We start from the raw sequence: 19,172 nt of genomic DNA, 5'->3' as shown, positions 1-19,172 counted from the left end.
TCCTTATATTTGCACCCGCATTCAAGGAAAGAATATGACTCGATAGCTCAGTCGGTAGAGCACATCACTTTTAATGATGGGGTCCTGGGTTCGAGCCCCAGTCGGGTCACAAATTTTGTGATTTAACAAACACTTTCCTTGATAGCAATGACTCGATAGCTCAGTCGGTAGAGCACATCACTTTTAATGATGGGGTCCTGGGTTCGAGCCCCAGTCGGGTCACAAAAAAGGTCGAGTATTAATTTACTCGACCTTTTTTTATTTTAGGCCATGTGGAGAAACGGTAGACTCGCCATCTTGAGGGGGTGGTGCTCGCAAGGGCGTGAGGGTTCAAATCCCTCCATGGTCACAAAAAGACAAGGAACATCAAAATTTATTTTGTCCTTTTTTTGTTTACACAGCCTGCTTTAATTATTTATTAAATTTACTTACGAAAAGGTATTGCTATATCAAAAATAACTTCTTATATTTGCACCCGCGTTCAAGGAATGCAATGACTCGATAGCTCAGTCGGTAGAGCACATCACTTTTAATGATGGGGTCCTGGGTTCGAGCCCCAGTCGGGTCACAAAAAGGTCGAGTATTAATTTACTTGACCTTTTTTCATTTTAGGCCATGTGGAGAAACGGTAGACTCGCCATCTTGAGGGGGTGGTGCTCGCAAGGGCGTGAGGGTTCAAATCCCTCCATGGTCACTAAACAAGGAAAAGTATATTTTTATGTTTTTCCTTTTTTTATGCTTTATATTTTTCCTTGTTAACCATTTCTGTACGTACTAAGAGTAATTATAATTCGTTTTACAACTCAATGAAAGCATATTTTTCTTTTTTACTTCTTTTAGCGATTCCTTATTTCTGCAAAGCACAGATTGACACAACATATATTAAACCTTTTGACAATAAACTTTCCCTGAGAACTTATTTATCTATGAAGTTTATATCAATGGAACAAGAAGTAGATGGTGAGATTAAAAAATTTATGCCAAATAGCCCCATGAGTTTAGGTGCAGGAGTTTCTATAAACAACACGATAATCAATCTAAGTTATGGTTATGGGTTAAACTTCATGAAAGACGACAAAAAAGGAAGAACGAAAGCACTAGACTTTCAAATTCATAACTATGGAAGAAAATTCATAATAGATCTTTTTGTCCAAAAGTATCATGGCTTTTACACTTCTGACAATGCAGATAAAAATATACAGTTGTATCCCGATTTAAAAATTCAGCAATATGGTGCTTTCGGACAATACGTTTTTAACAACAAGAAATTCTCTTATAAGGCCGCTTTTAATCAAAATGAAAAACAATTAAAATCAGCAGGAAGCTTTTTAGCAGGCGGAGGAATTTACTTCTCAAAAATAAACTCAGACAGTTCCTTTGTACACAAATCAAAAAATTCACTGCGTAATTTTCAATTTGGATTCAGCGGCGGTTACGCTTATACTTGGGCAATCAATAAAAGATGGTTCGCCAGCGGTTCAGCAACAACGGGAGTTAACTTTGGCACTGAAAGAATAAATGATTTTGGCAAACAAAAAATAGAAATCTACCCTACATTTTTCCCGCGAATATCCGTTGGATACAACAAAGAGAAATGGTCACTTGGATTATCATATGTTAATAATTTTATTTTTTCTTCTTTCTCAGACAATAACAACAGTAACATTGGCTTATCTTCAGGAAATTTTCAAATTGGATACATATGGAGATTAGATACAAATCCTTTCTTCACGAAAAAATTAGAACAAAACAAGTAACTGCTTTTTTACTTCTTAAGAAGATATTTTGCAACAGCATCATAAGCAGGCAGAGAATAGGGATCGTTTGCTGCATTTCCCGCTACAGGATTTGATGCAAAACGCACAATAACCATATCTGCTTTTGGATCAACGTAAATTACCTGCCCATGTACACCTCGAGCACAAAACGCACCGTGATCATTATTGGTTATCCACCACATATTTCTATAACTCCAACCTTTCAAGAGTGAATACCCTGCTTTTTCAAATGCTTTTTTATCACCGCCCTTTTTAATATCATCAATAGCAGCTTTAGGAATAATTTGCTCCTGCCCCACTTTACCGTCATTTAAAATCAACTGTCCAAAGCGAGCCATATCTCGTAAACCAAGATTAAAACCACCACCCGCAAAAGGTGTCCCTATTGCATCTACCGAAAAATACCCGTCTTGTTCAGCCCCAATTTTTCTCCATATTCGCTCAGATAAAACCTCAGCAACAGATTTACCAGTCACTCGAGCTATAATCCAGCCCAAAACATCTGAATTAACCGTTTTATAACCAAAAGCATCTCCGTGAATACCATTTTTCTTCACTGTAGGCAAATATTCATAATAGGTTCTTGGCCCATCATAATCCTTAGGCTTTGGAAGCGGATTCCCTGCCGCAGAGAATTTCCAAATTTCGGCATTAGGATCTGCGTAGTCTTCACTAAACTGCAGCGCCGTTGTCATATCCATAACCTGTCTTACTGTTGCATCTCCAAAAGCAGAATTTTTAAGCTCTGGAACATAAAAAGAAACCATTTTTTCAGTATCTATCAAACCCTCTTTAGCCAATATAATTCCAAGAGTTCCTGTAAACGATTTGGTAACCGACATTGCTGCATGCTGTCCGTCAATCGTCAAAGCACCAAAATACTTTTCATAAACAATTTTTCCGTGATGCATAATAATCACTCCATCTGCATAAATCTTTTCCAGCGACTCTTCCCATGTCATCTGCTTTGTTTCTCCAAGAGGCACAAATTTTACTTTATCAATATCTCTGTCAAAATTTGTTGTTATAGGAATTGAAGCTCCTAATCCGCGAGAAACATTTACAGTCGGCATAAACTGGCGCATATGCGCAACGCTCCACCTAAGTGCCGGAAACTGAAAAAAACTTCCATCATCAAATCGAGGAATACGGTCAGCCGGCGGCGGCGAACCAATCATCCATCCCATTCCTGCAGGATCACTTTGCAGCGCATCTAAATATTTCGTTTTTTCTTGAGCTGTTGAAATACTCATACAGAAAAACATCAAAACGAAAAACAATAACTGAGAACAAAAATGAATTGGTTTCATATTTTATAATTTATTAAGAATGAGCACTAAAAGATTAAAAATGAGGAGATAATAAATTCTTATCAATACTAATTATAAGAATTTACGCTAAGTTAAGAACTTAATTTCAAACACTTTACCGTGTACCCTATAATACTTCTGCTAAAAAGAAAAATAATCGTTATTTAATAAAAAGAACTTCTCTTGCAAAACAAAACTTTCTTAAATTCGTTTCAAAATAATTAACCGCTAATCCCAAATTAGTTTATGAAAAACCTATTAGTATTATTCTTTATTATGATTACCTGCTCATTATCGGCACAATCAGCAACCAGTTATTTTGACAAAGCCATTAAAAAAGCCGAAGCCGGTAACACAAAAGGTGCGATCGCTGACTACACTAAAGCAATCAGCATGAATTCGAAATTTACTGAAGCTTACCAAAACCGAGGCGTAGCAAAACTCAAACTTAATGACCTAAAAGGAGCGCTTGCCGATTTTAGCAAAACAATTGAACTTGACAGCATGAATGCAGATGCTTTTACCGGCAGAGCAAACGTAAACTACAAGTTAATGAATTTTAAAGGCACAATCGAAGACTGCTCCACATCTCTTGGTCTAAACCCAAAAGATTACATTGCATACAATCTGCGAGGTTTGGCTTATAATAAAATTGACGATAAAAAAAATGCTTGTAAAGATTTCTCAAAAGCCATAGAACTTGGAAGTCAAAGTGCTATAAAAAATAAAGCTACATTTTGTAAATAAAAAACAAGCTTTGAAAAGCAAAAAAGCAATCTGTAAAAAAATATTTACAGATTGCTTTTTTATTTAGACAAAAACACACGTAAAGCACTAATAATCTATGATTTTCATTATCAGCTAAGAGATTTTCTAAGATTTTCTTCTATTTTTGTTTATCTAATTGTAAAAAATGGTAAACAACATAAAAACTGTTTTCAGTATTAAAGATCTAGAGAATTTATCTGGAATAAAAGCGCATACGATTCGTATTTGGGAAAAGAGATACAATATCCTAGAACCAATGCGTACAGATACTAATATAAGGTTTTACAATCTGCAGAATCTGCAAAAACTATTAAACATAACTTTACTGCATGAGTATGGTTATAAAATTTCTAAAATTGCAACTTATCCTGAAGAAAGGATACCAGAACTAGTTCGCGAAATCATATCGAAGAAAAATTCTCAAAACTATGCCATAACTTCTTTTAAAATGGCTATGATGAATTTTGATCAGGAATTATTCTTCAATACTTTCGATTGGCTTATTGCCGAAAAAACATTCAAGGAAGTTTTCAAAGAACATTTTCTTCCTTTACTGAAAGAACTAGGATTATTGTGGCAGTCAGAAACCATCACGCCGGCAAATGAACATTTTATGAGTCATTTGATCAAGCAGAAAATATTGATATATACAGAAAGTCTTCAAATTCGAAAACCAACAAAAACAGATAGAATCTTTGTGCTTTCGCTGCCTTTAAATGAAGTGCACAACATAGGATTACTTTATCTTCAGTACGAAATTTTATCAAAAGGATATAAAACCATTTATCTTGGCGAAAGTATGCCGATAGAAAACCTGCAGGATTTAACCAAACATTTTGAAAACATCACTTTTGTATCAATGATGACCATTCAGCCAGATCGCAGCGTTATCAATCAATATGTAAAGTCTATGGGACAAAAACTATTGCTGAAAAACAATGAAATATGGTTGATAGGCAATATGGTTGAGTATATTGATAAAAAACTTTTACCCGAAAGAATTCAAATTTTCGATTCGATGCAAGAAACAATCGAAAGAATTTAATTCTATTGTTTAACTTTTCTGTACATTTGTTAAACAAATGAAGAAAACAATAACAATCATAGGATCAGGATTTTCTTCCTTGGCTGCTTCATGTTATTTGGCTCAGCAGGGAAATCAAGTTACTGTATACGAAAAAAATCATTCTATAGGCGGTCGGGCACGACAGTTTAAAAAAGATGGTTTTACTTTCGATATGGGACCAAGCTGGTATTGGATGCCAGATGTTTTTGAACGTTTTTTTCAGGATTTCAATAAAAAACCATCGGATTATTATGAGCTCATAAAACTAAATCCTGCTTATCGGGTTTATTTTGGAGTTAACGATTTTATTGCTATTTGCGATAATTTAGAAGAAATAAAAAACGCTTTTGAAAACATTGAAAAAGGCAGTTCAAAGAAACTAGAAAACTTTATTGACCAAGCCAAAAGTAATTATGACATTGCCATAAAAGAGTTGGTTTATCGCCCGGGAGTTTCTCCTCTTGAACTAATTACTGCCAAAACTGCTTTAAAACTTAATCAGTTCTTTGGTTCTATAAGTATTGACATTCGTAAAGAATTTAAAAACGAAAGGCTAATTCAAATTTTAGAATTTCCTGTTTTATTTCTTGGAGCAAAACCAACGAAAACGCCTTCTTTCTATAATTTTATGAATTATGCTGATTTTGGTCTTGGAACCTGGCATCCTAAAACGGGAATGTTTGATGTAGTTCGAAGTCTCGAAAGTCTTGCTCTAGAACTTGGAGTAATAATTAAAACAAATGCTTCTGTTGAGAAAATAATCGTTGAAGACAAAACTGCAGCAGGAATTGTGATTAACGGAGAATTTATAAAATCTGATGTTGTATTGAGCGGTGCCGATTATCAGCATACTGAAACTTTGCTCGAAAAAGAGCATCGCGCTTATTCTGACACGTATTGGGAAAACCGAATTTTCGCTCCTTCTTCACTCCTGTTTTTTGTTGGTTTTAATAAAAAAATAGAAAACATCTCACATCATGCTTTATTTTTTGATGTTGATTTCGATAAACATGCAAATGCTATTTACGATACTCCAAATTGGCCCGAAGAACCTTTATTCTATGCCAATTTTCCATCTAAAACAGATCTAACAGCGGCTCCTGATGGAATGGAAAGCGGTTTTTTCTTAATTCCGCTTGCACCCGGAATTGAAGACAGTCAGGCATTAAGAGAAGAATATTTCGAAAAAATAATCAGCCGTTTTGAAAATCTTACACAGCAAGAGATCAGAAATAACATTATATTTAAAAGATCATTTTGCAAAAATGATTTTGTTGCAGATTATAATGCGTACAAAGGAAATGCTTACGGAATGGCTAATACGTTATTGCAAACAGCTTTCCTGCGTCCAAAATTGAAAAGTAAGAAAGTTAAAAATTTATATTTCACAGGACAACTAACAGTTCCTGGCCCAGGAGTTCCGCCTGCTTTAATATCAGGAAAACTAGCAGCTGAATTAATTCAAAAATCTTTTAGATCGTAAAAAAATGAAATCACTATTCGACGACGTTTCTTTCAAGTGCAGTAAACTGGTTACTAAAAACTACAGTTCTTCTTTTTCGATAGCTGTAAAAATGCTCTCGCCGAGTATTCGTGATGCGATATACAGCATTTATGGCTTTGTTCGTTTTGCCGATGAAATTGTCGATTCTTTTCATGATTTTGAAAAAGAAAGTCTTATTAACGATTTTGAAAAAGAATATTATAAAGCTGTTAATCTGGGAATAAGCCTTAACCCAATTCTAAACTCTTTCCAACATACTGTAAAAGAATATAATATTACCGACGATTTAGTTCAGGCATTCTTAAAAAGCATGAAACAAGACCTCACAAAATCAAGTTATAACACACAGACTGAATATGCCGACTATATTTTCGGTTCTGCTGATGTTGTTGGCTTAATGTGCTTAAAGGTTTTTACAAAAGGAAATAATACAAAATACGAACAGCTTAAAAATGAAGCAATGCGACTAGGATCGGCTTTTCAGAAGGTAAATTTCCTCAGAGATTTAAAAGATGATAATTTGATTTTAAACAGAACTTATTTTCCTGGCATCAATTTGAATAATTTTACTGAAGCTGCAAAAACACAAATTATCAGCGAAATCGAAGACGATTTCAATATTGCTTATCAAGGAATTGTAAAATTGCCAATTGAAGCAAAATTTGGGGTTTACACTGCTTATGTTTATTACAAAAAACTACTTACTAAATTAAAAAATACACCTTATCATGAAATTGGAAACTCAAGGATTCGTGTTTCTAATTATACAAAAGCAGGACTTTTGGCCCAGTCATTTGTAACATATAAACTGAAACTAGTATAATTTCGTTCCGTTTGTCATTTCGAACGAAAGGAGAAATGACAAGAACAAGTAAATGATAAAATCAAACAATTATTAAAACAAATTCAAAACACAAAAAATGGTTTCCTTTTTAATCTTTTTAGGCGTTTTTTTATTCATGGAATGTATTACATGGCTTACTCACAAATATGTGATGCACGGTTTCATGTGGTATTTTCATGCAGATCATCATCAGCCAAAATACGAGCATCCTTTTGAGCGCAATGATATTTTCTTTGTTCTGTTTGCAATACCAAGTATTCTATTATTTTATTTTGGCGTTCAGGGCGGTTTCAATTATTTGTTTTTCATTGCCTGCGGCGTCACGCTTTATGGAGCTTGTTACTTTTTAATTCACGACGTTTTAATTCATCAGCGTTTTAAATGGTTTAAAAACACTAAAAACAAATACCTCATCGGATTACGAAAGGCGCATAAAATACACCATAAACACTTAAACAAAGAAAAAGGAGAATGTTTCGGAATGTTGTTTGTTCCGTTTAAATATTACAAAATGTAAAACCCTTTTAAAGCATCAAAATAGATTCTCTCTACAATGACAAAACAAAAAGTTTCTTTTTTCTGGTTCAGACGTGATTTACGTCTGGAAGACAGTATAGGTTTGTTTCATGCTTTGCAATCAAATTTTCCTGTAGTTCCGTTATTTATTTTTGATGACGATATATTGGATAACCTTCCCGCAAATGATGCCAGAGTAAGTTTTATTTATGATTCACTACAAAAGATAAATTCAGAATTAAATACTTTAGATTCTTCACTATTAGTCAAAAAAGGTAAAACTACCGAAGTTTGGAAATTACTTTTAGAAGAGTTTGACATTCAAAGCCTTTTCTTTAATAAAGATTATGAGCCTTTTGCGATCAAACGTGATATTGCTATTTGCTCTTTATTGAAGGAAAACAGTATTGAGTGTTTTCCATACAAAGATCATGTAATTTTTGAAGAGAAAGAAATCACAAAATCTGATGGGCTTCCGTATACCATTTACACTCCTTATAAAAATAAATGGCTCGAAAAATATCATTTTTCAGGAGCTGCGATTGAATATGATTCCAGTTCATTTCAATCTAATTTTATAAAAAGCCAATTTACATTTCCAGAATTATCCGAAATTGGTTTTGACCGAAGTCCTATAAAAGTGCTTCCGCATAACTTAACTCAAATTGCCAATTATAAAGAAACTAGAGATTATCCTGCTCTGGACAGTACTTCTTACCTTTCGCCGCATTTACGATTTGGTACAGTAAGTATTCGTAAATTAGTGAATTGGGCAAATAGAAAGAATCAAACCTTCTTAAGCGAATTAATTTGGCGCGAATTCTTCATTCAAATTCTGTTTAGTTTTCCTAATTGTGTAAGCAGCAATTTCAAATCAGCTTACGACGGAATTCAATGGCGCAATAACGAAGACGACTTTAAGCGTTGGTGCTCTGGAACAACGGGTTACCCAATGGTCGATGCAGGAATGCGTCAGCTAAACGAAACAGGATATATGCACAATCGTGTTCGCATGGTTGTGGCGAGTTTTTTATGCAAACATTTATTAATCAACTGGCAGTGGGGAGAAGCTTATTTTGCCGAAAAACTTCTAGATTTCGAATTAGCTTCAAATGTAGGAAACTGGCAATGGGCAGCAGGAACCGGCTGTGATGCTGCGCCTTATTTTAGAGTATTCAATCCTGAAATTCAACAAAAGAAATTTGATGCTAAAGGTGAATACATTCGCAAATGGATTCCCGAATTTGATTTTGCTTATACTGAACCAATGATAGATCACGCCTTTGCAAGAGATCGAGCGATTGCAACTTATAAGGCTGGAATTTTGAAATAAATTCCAATTATGCGCAATCTTTTCATCCTGAGGCACGAAGGAACGCACAAGAAACTCTGCAAGGTATGTCACCAATCTTTGTCTATCATCGAGTGTGATTCTTCGTGCCTCAGGATGACATACTTTGTCGTAAAAAAAAACCTTTGTCAAAGTTTTAGAACTTTGACAAAGGTTTATATATATATTAATTGGAATTTGGGTTTTTATATATTGGAATTTCCCTCTTCTAGTATTTCAAATAATTCTCAACAACAATTTTCGCTTTCAAATCAAACATTAAATTGTACAAACCAAAGAAAGTACGGTTCATATAAATAAAGTGTTTAGAACCACGATTTCCGTTCATTTTTTTGAGATTTGTATCTTCAGAAAAACGTTTCCCTAATTCAGCAATGGCGTTAAAGAAAGTTTCATCGGCAAAATCGAAAGTTTCATTTTGAAATGGTTTGGTGAAAAGCGACAATAGATCATGAAACATACTTGTAAAATATTCAACTTCTGCTGGTGTATCATCTTGACGAAGAATTTCTAATTCAAACAACTTTTTATTAAACAGCGCTTGATCTGTAATCACATTTTTATTAATCAACTCAAAATAAGGCATATAAAATTCTTCTGGAATTTGTTTCATACAACCAAAGTCTAGAGCAATTAACTGATTTTGATCGTCAACCAAAAAGTTTCCAGGATGAGGATCTGCGTGTACTTTTCTTAAAACATGAATTTGATACATATAAAAATCCCAAAGCGCCTGCCCTATTTCATCACCAACTTTTTGGTCTTTATTTTTCGCGGTAAATTCTGAAAGATGAATTCCCGTCATCCAATCCATCGTGATAATTTTCTCTGACGAGAACTCTGGATAGTAATTAGGAAAAATAATATTTTCGATTTTACTGCACGCCTCTACAACTTCTTGACTTTGTTTTAATTCTAACAAATAGTTTGTTTCTTCGATAAGTTTATCTTCAACCTCTTTAAAATATTTATCTGAATCTTTTCCCTGCAGATTAAACATTCTTATAGCAATAGGTTTAACCAAAGCCAAATCCGAAGAAATACTATTGGCTACTCCTGGATATTGAATTTTAACTGCCAGTTTTTTATCGTTCTTTTTAGCCAAATGCACTTGACCAATACTTGCTGCATTTACAGAATTTGCATTAAATTCATCAAAAATCTCGTAAGGCGTTTTGCCAAAATTACTTTTGAATGTTTTTAATACTAATGGTGCTGAAAGCGGCGGAACTGAAAATTGCGATAATGAAAATTTCTCTACGTAAGCTTGAGGCAAAAAATTCTTGTCCATACTTAACATTTGAGCCACTTTTAGCGCACTGCCTTTTAAGCTTTTTAATCCGTCATAAATATCTTCGGCATTATTCTCGTTCAGTTTATCTCGGGTTAAATCAGGATTAACCATTTTCTCGGCATAATGCTTAACGTAGTTTACACCAATTTTTGCTCCAGTTTGAACCAATTTTCCGGCTCTTTCTATTTTCGAAGTTGGAATATAATCGATCGTTTTCATTGTTTGCTGTATATTTTTTCTTTGAATAGAAATTTTCCAAAATCGATCAGATGGTTCATTGGCGCAACATTCATCAATTCAAATGATGCATTAACTGATTTTTCGATAAAAATATCTGTTTTCTCAAAAGCAGCAGATTCATCTTCCATCCAGAATTTTATGGTCAGCATCAATTGCAGCCAAGCGGATTCTTGAATTGCCTTTTCTTGAAATTTTTGCAGTTTTTCTTGTTCAAGTCTATAATCATCAGTTAAGATTTCTGAAACATAACTTCTAAAATTATCTCTAAGCAAAGTGAGCTGTACTAAATTTTTGAGCGGGTTTTTATCCATTTTAAGTACTTGCAGTACATAACTTCTATTTGCAGTCAAAATTTCGAAAAATGTAAAATAGAAACTCAACATTTTATTCTTCATGTTGTACTCAAGATAGTCTCCATTTTTATGCAGTAAGCTGACTGTATTCTCAAAAAACAGTCGAAATATTTCCTTTTCTAAACCTTCTAACGTTCCAAAAAAAGAATAAAATTCAGCTTCTGTAAAATCATTTTCTTTGGTAAAATGATAAACTGATTTTGGTTTTGTTCCTTTTTCTAAAACTTCATTCATATATTTTGAAACGATATCCTCTTTCGTGATAGTCTTTTTTTTAGTCGCCATTTCATTAAATTTAGAATTTGCCTTAAAGGTAAGCATTGTTTAAGTACCTTTACATGTCCCTAAACAGAATGCGCTGTTAAATATATGATAAACTATCATGGTTGAAAATGTTCTAATAACAGGTGGAAGCGGATTCATTGGCAGGCATTTGACAAATGCTCTAATTGAAGCTGGCTTTACTGTGTCTGTTTTAAGCCGTACCGACAAAGAAAATACTCCTGAAATCACTTACTATAAATGGAATTTAAACAGCAATTATATTGATGAAAATGCTGTTTTAAATGCGGATTACATTATTCATCTTGCCGGCGAAGGAATTGTTGAAAAAAGATGGACGCGCAGAAGAAAAAGAAAACTTCTGGAAAGTAGGGTTAAACCAATTGATTTGATATTTTCTATTTTAGAAAAAAACGATAAAAAATTAAATGCTTTTGTTTCGGCTTCAGCAATTGGAATTTATGGTGCTGTTACAAGTCATAAAATTTGTACTGAAACTACTGAGCCTGCAAACGACTTTTTAGGTACTATTTGTCAGAAATGGGAAAATGCATCAAACAAACTGGAGGTTTTAGGCATTAGAACCGTAAAAATTAGAACTGGAATTGTACTAGGTAAAGATGAAGGTTTTTTAAAAAAACTTGGACCTACTTTTAAATCTGGTTTTGGTGCGGTTATAGGAACTGGAAAACAATATTTACCCTGGATTCATATTGACGATTTGTGTCAGATTTACTTAAAAGCTCTTCTAGACGAACATATGCATGGCCCGTACAATGCTGCTGTTACTGACAATACTACAAACTTGAGATTCTCTAAAATACTAGCTGCATTATACGGATATGCAATATGGCTTCCTAAAATTCCATCTTTTATTCTTAAAATAAGTTTAGGAAAAATGAGCGAAGCTATCTTAAAAGGGCAAAGGGTGTCATCTGAAAAAATACAAAAAACTGGATTTGAATTTCAATTTACCGATTTAGAAAAAGCACTAATCAGCACTTCGAATTAAACATTACTTCATTATTCCGCTTAAATCTGTCTGAACCGTTTTTGAAATTTTATTGGCCACAACATAAGGAATTTCTATATTAAAGTCAGAAATTGATATTGGAAAAGCAGAAACAATTTGAATACCTTCCGGAACTCTTTTTAACAACGCTTTTACCGTAATCATTTTCCATTTCCCGTGAATATATAATTTTCCCTTAACATCATATTCTCTTGAGGTTTGATCAATTTGTGCGATGTCAAATTTTTGTATTTTGCCTTTAAAATAAGCTTTAGGATAACGATGACTTTCGATATAATTGTCGTTAAAATGTTCTTCCATTAAATCCATTTTAAAACGAAAATCTTTTATTATTACAGTACAAATTAAAGTACTTGTTTGAGGTTCAAGAACAATAGTTCCGAGCTTATTTACCGCTTTTACCTCTTCGAAGAATGGAACTGAAGCTTCAAAATTTATAACCGCCGAAGTGGTTTTAAATTTTTCCTGAGCTGTTATCGAAAATGCGGTAAAAAGTAAAAATAATAATGTAGTTCTTTTCATAATCGTCAGCAATTAAACAATTATGTCATTTCATTTTTTAAAATAAAGAAAAACAAACTTACGGTAAGTTAAAAAAATGAATGGCAGTACCCCGTGAAAAAATCGCAACTAACTTTCTATTTTAAAGTTACGAAATTTTCCGTCGTATGGTTCTGGAACTAATGCTAAATATTTGTGAATATTTTTTCTTTTTAAAATGTAGTAATTGCTAAAAACAGCTTCTCATTTACATTTCGACTGGTGTACAAATTTCAAGTAAAAAACCATCTAAATCTCTTATATAAGCGACAACTTGTCCCCAAGGTTTTTCTTTTGGATTTGTTTCTAAAACGGCTCCAAAAGAAATTGCTTTCTCAACCAATTCGGCAACATTATCTGTTATGAAACCAAGTTCAAAAGCAAAAGGTTTATTATTTAAATCGCTCTCGATAAAACCTTCTTTTAAATTTTGAACCGCAAGTTTTTTTGAAGCAAATGAGATCGTAGTCTCTCCCGTAAGCAATTCTCCGTAATCATTTTCTGGACTTACAAATTTTCTCGAAAAACCAAATGCATTTTCATAAAACGTAATTGCTTTTTCTACATTCTCGACATATAAAATTGTGTAACCAAACTTTACCATTTTCTCTTATTTTTAACCTTAATAAAAAAACTAACTAATTTCTAAAAGTACATTATACTTTTCTAAACTGGCCAAATCTTCAATAGAACTTACCGTAGTAACTTTTTCATGTTCTTCGATCTCTTTTTTCACTTCGATATGTTTAATCGCTTTTCTAAAACGTCGAACTTCTTCTAAATTAGACAAAATAAGTCCTGGAACCTGAACACTCTTTCCATCTTTATCTTTGGCTACCATGGTAAAATACGAAGAGTTGCAATGTTTTACAACGCCTGTTTGAATATGTTCTGCTTCAACGCGAATGCCAACAACCATTGAACTTCGCCCAACATAATTTACAGAGGCTTTCATTGTAACAAGTTCACCAACTTCAATTGGTTTTAAAAAATTGACAGTATCAACAGAAGCTGTTACGCAATAATTACCGCAAAACTTTGATGCAGCTGCAAAAGCAATTTGATCTAGTAATTGCAATATATATCCTCCATGAATTTTACCACTAAAATTGGTATGTGATGGAAGCATTAATTCTGAAATACTAATTTTTGATGAAGAAACGGGTTTAAAATCTGCAGTCATGTTTTTATGTTTGTGGTATTATTGGTTAGTTTTAATTTAGTAACTCACTCTCATCTGTATTTGTAGCTCTGGCTACAATATTATCTGGAAGTGATTTTTTTGCTTTAGCGCCCATTTTTTTTAATCTTTCAACACTCGAAATCAAATTTCCTTTGCCGTCGACTAGTTTATTCATGGCACTTTCGTATTCCGTTTTCGTATCTTTTATTTTATTCCCTATTCGGACTAAATCAGTTACAAAACCTTCAAATTTATCATACAGCGCTCCTGCCTGCCTAGCAATTTCAAACGCATTTTCCTGTTGTTTTTGATTTGTCCACATACTGTCAATAGTTCGCAATGTTGCTAACAATGTTGTTGGTGTAACAATTACAATATTTTTATCAAAAGCTTTATTGTATAATGTTGAATCTTCGTTTAAGGCAATTGCAAAAGCAGGTTCTATCGGAATAAAAAGCAATACAAAATCAGGACTTTCTATTTGATACAGTTCGTGATAATTTTTGTTACCAAGCTGTTCAACGTGCCTTTTTATCGAATTTAAATGCTCTTTTAAATATTCGTTTTTAAGAATGTCTGATTCTTCATTAATGAACTTTTCATAAGCTGATAAAGACACTTTAGAATCGACAATCATTTTTTTACCATCGGGCAGATTTATTACCACATCAGGAAAAACACGATTGCCTTCGCTGGTTACAAAACTTTGTTGCACTTCGTACTCGCGGCCTTTTTCTAATCCTGATTTTTCCAGCACACGTTCTAAAACCAATTCGCCCCAATTTCCCTGCATTTTACTATCGCCTTTTAAAGCTTTAGTAAGATTTAGGGTTTCTTTGCTCATTTGAACATTCATTTCGCTTAGTCCAATAATCTGCTGACGAAGTGCTGCATGATAGTCGATACTTTCTTTATGGGTTTGTTCTACCTTTTTCTCAAATCCTTGAATCTTATCTTGCAGCGGCAGCAAGATATTTTTCATATTCACATTGTTCTGTTCTGTAAATTTAACCGATTTTTCTTCGAGAATCTTATTTGCTAAATTTTCAAACTCCTTTGTAAATTTATCCTGCAGCTCCGTTATTTCATTTTTTTGCTCTTTATGACGTTCCCATAAATTCTCAAAATCGACTTCTTTTTTAGAAAGCTGAATCGCAAGACTGTCTTTTTCAGTTCGAATACTCTCTTTTTCCTGATAGCTTAATTGAAGTTGTTTTTGAAAAGCAAGTTTTTCATTTTCCTGCTGTTCTTTTTGTGTTTGCAGCTGATTTGTATTTGCATGCAGCCTTTCTTCTAAACCAACTTTTTCTGACTGAAATTTAGCCGAAGACAGTACTTTACCTAAGTATATACCTAGAAATAAAGCAATAACAAAAGCCAATAAATACGGAAGAAAATCAAACATGTCCAATTTTTTTTTAAGTAAAAGTACGCAATAATACGTAGTACTAAGGTTTATAAAGTAAAATTTCACGAATTAGTATTCATTCGCAAATAAAAATACAATTTGAAATTAATTTCTATTTCTTATGTAAAAAAAATAAAAAAAAGACGCAACCATTTTTAAACACGTGCATCTATGAAAATATAACCTATATTAAAATTTATCATGAAAAAAATAATGCTGAGCTTATTTGTAGCTTTTGGATTGAGTGCCTGCTCATTAGGAAATGAAGATATAACGGTAGATTGCGGACCAGTTCAAGAACTTCCTTTTACAGGATTTCCACTTTTATGTTCTTATAGTGTAAAAACCCTGCCTAACAACCCTACTGCACTTGTTTTAAATTCTCAAGAGAAATTAGAAGCTTACTTCGAAAAACGCGAAAACACATGTCCAGTTGCCAATGACCCTAATATTGATTTTACAAAAGACTTTTTGGTTGGGATTTTTGCTGGAGCTAAACCTACAAGCGGCTATGACATAAAAATAACAACTATTGTAGAAAACAAATGCCAGATTATTATTAATTTTTATGAAAAAGGTCCTTTAGCTGGTGAAACTATTGCACAGACTCCAACTTATCCATCAGATTTTATATTGATTCCAAAAACAACAAAAACAATTTTGTTTAACAGAACAAACGAAAGCTCTGATAATATTGTTATGGGAGATTTTGGTCTTTTAAGTCATCATAATTTCTTTCAATTAAACGATTTTAACATTTTGAAATTCTCAAATGTTGAGGAGGGAAAATATGATTTTGAGCAATACAAATACACTGCAAAAACGAAAAAAAGTGAATATACTGAATTCTTAAAGAATGTTCCAGCAGAAATTCTTGCACTTAAAGGCGGAACAAAAACTTACGGAACTCCAAATCCAGGAGATAAAGGCGGAGTTTACTTTCAGTTAACTCAAGGAACTGTTACTACGAAAGTTTATATTGACAACAATGATACTCCAGATCAAAACACTGAAATAATATTGTTTAAAAAAGCTATTCAACAAAAAATCATCAGTTTAAACTAAATCCAGTTAAATGAAAAAACATTTTCTATTTTTTGCTGTATTGTGTATTTTCTCTTCGGCTTATTCGCTAGAATCGATGGTCGTAAACACGGGTTCTATAGTAAACACCTGGATTTGGGAAAAGTCAATTGGAGGAGCAGATAATCCTTATACAGCGACGCCAAAAACCATTGGGTTTACAAAAAAAATAGTTTTCACTTCAAATGGAAGAGTGATCACTTATAAGAACAATGTAGAGATTAGAAACAGTACATATCAAATAGAAAAAGGGATTGGCTATTTCGATTCGGCAGAGCACGATCTTATTACTTTTGAAGGCAAGACATATATCATAGAAAAGCTTGACAGTCAAAACCTAACAATTGTAAGTAATAACAAAGATGCTTCCCGATCTATCTTTAAAAGATAGTTTTATAAGCTTTTAAAAACTATTTTTGCAAAACCAAACAACACCACTTTTTTTGAAAGACGATTTAGAAAAATATATTAAGAAATGTATTAAAAATGACAGAGAGGCACAACTGAAAATTTATCAGTTGTTCTCTCCTGTTTTATATGGTATCTGTCTTAAATATATGAAAAATGAAGATGATGCAAAAGATGTTTTTCAGGAAGCATTTGTCATTGTTTTTCAAAAAATGAACCAATATAAATTTGAAGGAAGTTTCGAAGGCTGGCTGAAACGAATTTTTATCAATAAGCTGATCGAGACTTTAAACAAGAAGAAAAAAGAGAGTTTCTTTCTAGATGTTTTTGATCCTGACACTGATTTTGTCGAAGAAGAGGATTTAGACATTCAACCCATAGAACAAGAGAAACTGCTGGAATATATTAGAGATTTGCCAGATCAATATCGAACAGTTTTTAATCTCTACGTCTTTGAGAAACTAAAACACCGAGAAATTGCCGACTTACTAAATATTTCTGAAGGTACATCAAAATCAAATTTAAACCGGGCAAAGCACATTTTGCAAAAAAGAATACTGAGCATAAAAAATTTTAAAATAGCATGAAAAAGCAGGATATAGAAGATATTTTTTCATCAATGGAAGACTTTTCTAGTGTTCCGCCTCCTGAATTGTGGGGACAAATTGAAGAAAAACTTGATAAACCTAAAAAGAAGAAAAAAGTAATTCTTTGGTGGTCGGCGGCAGCATGCTTATTATTAGGCTTATTGCTCCCTTCTGTTTTGAATTTTACTTCTAACTCTGGAATCAAAACTATCGATAATGATGCTTTAGAAAATAACAAAGTTGTACTTGAGCCAAAAGGCAATAAAAATACCAACGACAAAGAAAACGGTACAGAGAACAAATCAATAAACAATCAAATTTCATCATCAGAAAACGAACATAATCAATCCAACCAAAATCAAGAATCAGTAAATACGAGAGCAAATACACAATATAACTACGATAAAAATGAGCCAGCAACAAAAACAAATGCCTCAAAAAATACGTTAAACAATGTTGCTGTTCAGGAAAATTATGTTCCTGCAAAAGCAAACAGCTTGAATGCGTCCTCAAAAAATCAAATATCAGATATTGAAAAAAGAAAAGCTGATAAGGTTTTAGCTGAAAAAACCTTTACTTCGGGTAAAAGAAATCAATTCAATACAGGTTTAAATAAAGCACTTGCAAGTTCTATTTTCGAAGGAAATTCGCCTTCAAAAACACAAAGCAAAACAGCTTTCGTTCTTTCTGGAACTGCCGTAAACGATACTGAATACAAGCAAAAAACAGACAAAGTAATTCAAGAAAACAGATCTGTTGCAAACATTCAAAATGATAATTTGAAAAACAATTCGAATATCAAAAATGGATTGTCTAAAAAAGATTCTCTACAACTTAAAGAGCTTCAGAATTTAGAAAAAGGTGTTGTTGCAGCTGAAACTAAAAAAGAAAAAGAGGACAAACTGCTTTCAAAACAAGACAAATGGGCGCTTCAGCTTTTTGCAGGTGTGGGCAGCTCTGAAAACTATAAAAACAATAAAACTTTAGGAAACGTAAACGACTCTAAACAAAGTAATTCGTACGGAGTAAAAACGCAATATAAAATCAATAAAAAATGGGCAGTCGCTTCTGGAGTTAAAATTAATGAGCTTGGTCAGAGCGTTGCAAATGTTTCTTATTTAAGTGCCAAAAACAATGCGTTTTTTAGCGCAAGCGACTATTTTGCTCAAAATGCATCAGCTCCTCATATTGCAAGTGATGCAAGTTATGTACTTGTTTCAAACAGTACAAAAGAGGCTATGAAAAGCGAGAATATACAAACTGGAAATTTAGATCAAAATCTGCGCTATGTCGAAATGCCGTTAGAAGTTTCTTATTCTATTTTCAGTAAAAACAAAGCAAGTATTAATTTAAATACTGGTGGATTTGTTGGTAAATTGATCTCAAATAGTGTTTCTATTGATGGAAGTTCTATGGGGGAAAATGTAAATGCAAATGATTATGTATATGGTTCTACTTTGAGCAGTACAATTCAATATCGTGTTTACAAAAAAACAAATGTTTTTGTTGAGCCGGCTGTGAATTATTATGTAAATCCATTAAACAGTCAGTCTTTCAATCAGTTTCAATGGGGATTAAATTTCGGACTTAATGTTTCTTTTTAATTACTTTACTTTGTTGTAAT

At 33.1% G+C, this 19,172-nt stretch carries 19 protein-coding genes and 5 tRNA genes; 17 read left to right on the top strand and 7 right to left on the bottom strand.

Annotated elements, in window-relative coordinates; genetic code table 11:
* The first annotated feature begins 36 nt into the window (after nt 1-36).
* From B0A75_RS10380 to B0A75_RS10355, 6 genes are all read left to right on the top strand, one after another.
* A tRNA-Lys gene (locus B0A75_RS10380) sits at nt 37-109 on the top strand.
* Between the two features lie 40 nt (nt 110-149).
* Nucleotides 150-222, top strand: a tRNA-Lys gene (locus tag B0A75_RS10375).
* Between the two features lie 44 nt (nt 223-266).
* Nucleotides 267-349 (top strand) — tRNA-Leu (locus tag B0A75_RS10370).
* Between the two features lie 146 nt (nt 350-495).
* Nucleotides 496-568: transfer RNA gene (locus B0A75_RS10365), tRNA-Lys, on the top strand.
* Between the two features lie 43 nt (nt 569-611).
* Nucleotides 612-694, top strand: a tRNA-Leu gene (locus B0A75_RS10360).
* Nucleotides 695-806: 112 nt separating this feature from the next.
* A complete protein-coding gene (locus B0A75_RS10355) occupies nt 807-1,757 on the top strand; it encodes a DUF4421 family protein (protein ID WP_089054204.1) in 951 nt (316 codons plus the stop codon).
* Nucleotides 1,758-1,765: 8 nt separating this feature from the next.
* Here the strand turns inward: B0A75_RS10355 and B0A75_RS10350 are convergent, their stop codons facing one another.
* Nucleotides 1,766-3,088, bottom strand: a complete 1,323-nt coding sequence (locus B0A75_RS10350; protein WP_089054203.1) for a serine hydrolase domain-containing protein — start codon at nt 3,086-3,088, stop codon at nt 1,766-1,768.
* A gap of 246 nt (nt 3,089-3,334) precedes the next feature.
* Here B0A75_RS10350 and B0A75_RS10345 point away from each other — a divergent pair, with 246 nt between their 5' ends.
* The 6 genes from B0A75_RS10345 to B0A75_RS10320 all read left to right on the top strand — a co-directional run bounded on the left by B0A75_RS10345 (nt 3,335) and on the right by B0A75_RS10320 (nt 9,119).
* Nucleotides 3,335-3,835 (top strand): tetratricopeptide repeat protein, encoded by a 501-nt coding sequence (locus B0A75_RS10345; RefSeq protein ID WP_244284380.1) that lies wholly within the window; start codon nt 3,335-3,337, stop codon nt 3,833-3,835.
* A 166-nt stretch (nt 3,836-4,001) separates the two neighbouring features.
* Nucleotides 4,002-4,901 carry a MerR family transcriptional regulator gene (locus B0A75_RS10340; RefSeq protein WP_089054201.1) on the top strand — a complete coding sequence of 300 codons (900 nt, stop codon included), beginning with the start codon at nt 4,002-4,004 and terminating at the stop codon, nt 4,899-4,901.
* A gap of 37 nt (nt 4,902-4,938) precedes the next feature.
* Complete coding sequence (locus tag B0A75_RS10335; RefSeq protein WP_089054200.1) at nt 4,939-6,405, top strand: phytoene desaturase family protein; 1,467 nt, start codon at nt 4,939-4,941, stop codon at nt 6,403-6,405.
* Nucleotides 6,406-6,409: 4 nt separating this feature from the next.
* Entirely contained in the window at nt 6,410-7,249 is an 840-nt protein-coding gene (locus B0A75_RS10330) for a phytoene/squalene synthase family protein (RefSeq protein WP_089054199.1), read from the top strand.
* 97 nt (nt 7,250-7,346) lie between these two features.
* Complete coding sequence (locus tag B0A75_RS10325; RefSeq protein ID WP_089054198.1) at nt 7,347-7,787, top strand: sterol desaturase family protein; 441 nt, start codon at nt 7,347-7,349, stop codon at nt 7,785-7,787.
* A gap of 36 nt (nt 7,788-7,823) precedes the next feature.
* A complete protein-coding gene (locus tag B0A75_RS10320; RefSeq protein ID WP_089054197.1) occupies nt 7,824-9,119 on the top strand; it encodes a cryptochrome/photolyase family protein in 1,296 nt (431 codons plus the stop codon).
* A 226-nt stretch (nt 9,120-9,345) separates the two neighbouring features.
* Here B0A75_RS10320 and B0A75_RS10315 read toward each other — a convergent pair whose 3' ends face one another.
* Together B0A75_RS10315 and B0A75_RS10310 are read right to left on the bottom strand one after the other, a co-directional pair.
* Nucleotides 9,346-10,650 carry an ABC1 kinase family protein gene (locus tag B0A75_RS10315; protein WP_089054196.1) on the bottom strand — a complete coding sequence of 435 codons (1,305 nt, stop codon included), beginning with the start codon at nt 10,648-10,650 and terminating at the stop codon, nt 9,346-9,348.
* Nucleotides 10,647-11,309: a TetR family transcriptional regulator C-terminal domain-containing protein gene (locus tag B0A75_RS10310; protein ID WP_089054234.1), complete on the bottom strand. Its 663-nt coding sequence runs from the start codon at nt 11,307-11,309 to the stop codon at nt 10,647-10,649. Before B0A75_RS10310 ends, B0A75_RS10315 begins: the two co-directional genes overlap by 4 nt.
* A gap of 97 nt (nt 11,310-11,406) precedes the next feature.
* On the opposite strand from B0A75_RS10310, the gene B0A75_RS10305 reads away from it, so the two are divergent.
* Complete coding sequence (locus tag B0A75_RS10305) at nt 11,407-12,318, top strand: TIGR01777 family oxidoreductase (RefSeq protein WP_089054195.1); 912 nt, start codon at nt 11,407-11,409, stop codon at nt 12,316-12,318.
* Nucleotides 12,319-12,321: 3 nt separating this feature from the next.
* On the opposite strand, the gene B0A75_RS10300 is transcribed toward B0A75_RS10305, so the two are convergent.
* The 4 genes from B0A75_RS10300 to rmuC all read right to left on the bottom strand — a co-directional run bounded on the left by B0A75_RS10300 (nt 12,322) and on the right by rmuC (nt 15,467).
* Nucleotides 12,322-12,861, bottom strand: a complete 540-nt coding sequence (locus B0A75_RS10300; protein WP_089054194.1) for a YceI family protein — start codon at nt 12,859-12,861, stop codon at nt 12,322-12,324.
* A 226-nt stretch (nt 12,862-13,087) separates the two neighbouring features.
* The gene (locus B0A75_RS10295) at nt 13,088-13,483 is read right to left on the bottom strand and encodes a VOC family protein (RefSeq protein WP_089054193.1); all 396 of its coding nucleotides are present in this window, start codon (nt 13,481-13,483) and stop codon (nt 13,088-13,090) included.
* A 30-nt stretch (nt 13,484-13,513) separates the two neighbouring features.
* Complete coding sequence (locus tag B0A75_RS10290; RefSeq protein ID WP_089054192.1) at nt 13,514-14,062, bottom strand: acyl-CoA thioesterase; 549 nt, start codon at nt 14,060-14,062, stop codon at nt 13,514-13,516.
* Nucleotides 14,063-14,093: 31 nt separating this feature from the next.
* Entirely contained in the window at nt 14,094-15,467 is a 1,374-nt protein-coding gene (gene rmuC / locus B0A75_RS10285) for a DNA recombination protein RmuC (RefSeq protein ID WP_089054191.1), read from the bottom strand.
* A gap of 204 nt (nt 15,468-15,671) precedes the next feature.
* Here rmuC and B0A75_RS10280 point away from each other — a divergent pair, with 204 nt between their 5' ends.
* The 4 genes from B0A75_RS10280 to B0A75_RS10265 are packed head-to-tail and all read left to right on the top strand — an operon-like array spanning nt 15,672 to nt 19,152.
* The gene (locus tag B0A75_RS10280) at nt 15,672-16,535 is read left to right on the top strand and encodes a protease complex subunit PrcB family protein (protein ID WP_089054190.1); all 864 of its coding nucleotides are present in this window, start codon (nt 15,672-15,674) and stop codon (nt 16,533-16,535) included.
* Nucleotides 16,536-16,545: 10 nt separating this feature from the next.
* Nucleotides 16,546-16,944, top strand: coding sequence for a hypothetical protein (locus B0A75_RS10275; protein WP_089054189.1), 399 nt, complete (start codon nt 16,546-16,548; stop codon nt 16,942-16,944).
* Between the two features lie 25 nt (nt 16,945-16,969).
* Nucleotides 16,970-17,548: an RNA polymerase sigma factor gene (locus B0A75_RS10270; protein WP_244284379.1), complete on the top strand. Its 579-nt coding sequence runs from the start codon at nt 16,970-16,972 to the stop codon at nt 17,546-17,548.
* On the top strand, nt 17,545-19,152 hold the full coding sequence (locus B0A75_RS10265; protein WP_089054187.1) for a hypothetical protein: 1,608 nt from the start codon (nt 17,545-17,547) through the stop codon (nt 19,150-19,152). Before B0A75_RS10270 ends, B0A75_RS10265 begins: the two co-directional genes overlap by 4 nt.
* Nucleotides 19,153-19,172 lie beyond the last annotated feature (20 nt).

The sequence above is a fragment of the Flavobacterium oncorhynchi genome (assembly GCF_002217355.1).
Lineage (GTDB): Bacteria > Bacteroidota > Bacteroidia > Flavobacteriales > Flavobacteriaceae > Flavobacterium > Flavobacterium oncorhynchi.
This window is presented reverse-complemented; position numbering and strand designations above follow the sequence as displayed.

Bases quoted from the DNA above. Each gene is read 5' to 3' on its own strand.
- B0A75_RS10355 (WP_089054204.1), top strand. From the start codon at position 807: ATGAAAGCATATTTTTCTTTTTTACTTCTTTTAGCGATTCCTTATTTC.
- B0A75_RS10350 (WP_089054203.1), bottom strand. From the start codon at position 3,088: ATGAAACCAATTCATTTTTGTTCTCAGTTATTGTTTTTCGTTTTGATG.
- B0A75_RS10345 (WP_244284380.1), top strand. From the start codon at position 3,335: ATGAAAAACCTATTAGTATTATTCTTTATTATGATTACCTGCTCATTA.
- B0A75_RS10340 (WP_089054201.1), top strand. From the start codon at position 4,002: ATGGTAAACAACATAAAAACTGTTTTCAGTATTAAAGATCTAGAGAAT.
- B0A75_RS10335 (WP_089054200.1), top strand. From the start codon at position 4,939: ATGAAGAAAACAATAACAATCATAGGATCAGGATTTTCTTCCTTGGCT.
- B0A75_RS10330 (WP_089054199.1), top strand. From the start codon at position 6,410: ATGAAATCACTATTCGACGACGTTTCTTTCAAGTGCAGTAAACTGGTT.
- B0A75_RS10325 (WP_089054198.1), top strand. From the start codon at position 7,347: ATGGTTTCCTTTTTAATCTTTTTAGGCGTTTTTTTATTCATGGAATGT.
- B0A75_RS10320 (WP_089054197.1), top strand. From the start codon at position 7,824: ATGACAAAACAAAAAGTTTCTTTTTTCTGGTTCAGACGTGATTTACGT.
- B0A75_RS10315 (WP_089054196.1), bottom strand. From the start codon at position 10,650: ATGAAAACGATCGATTATATTCCAACTTCGAAAATAGAAAGAGCCGGA.
- B0A75_RS10310 (WP_089054234.1), bottom strand. From the start codon at position 11,309: ATGGCGACTAAAAAAAAGACTATCACGAAAGAGGATATCGTTTCAAAA.
- B0A75_RS10305 (WP_089054195.1), top strand. From the start codon at position 11,407: ATGGTTGAAAATGTTCTAATAACAGGTGGAAGCGGATTCATTGGCAGG.
- B0A75_RS10300 (WP_089054194.1), bottom strand. From the start codon at position 12,861: ATGAAAAGAACTACATTATTATTTTTACTTTTTACCGCATTTTCGATA.
- B0A75_RS10295 (WP_089054193.1), bottom strand. From the start codon at position 13,483: ATGGTAAAGTTTGGTTACACAATTTTATATGTCGAGAATGTAGAAAAA.
- B0A75_RS10290 (WP_089054192.1), bottom strand. From the start codon at position 14,062: ATGACTGCAGATTTTAAACCCGTTTCTTCATCAAAAATTAGTATTTCA.
- rmuC (WP_089054191.1), bottom strand. From the start codon at position 15,467: ATGTTTGATTTTCTTCCGTATTTATTGGCTTTTGTTATTGCTTTATTT.
- B0A75_RS10280 (WP_089054190.1), top strand. From the start codon at position 15,672: ATGAAAAAAATAATGCTGAGCTTATTTGTAGCTTTTGGATTGAGTGCC.
- B0A75_RS10275 (WP_089054189.1), top strand. From the start codon at position 16,546: ATGAAAAAACATTTTCTATTTTTTGCTGTATTGTGTATTTTCTCTTCG.
- B0A75_RS10265 (WP_089054187.1), top strand. From the start codon at position 17,545: ATGAAAAAGCAGGATATAGAAGATATTTTTTCATCAATGGAAGACTTT.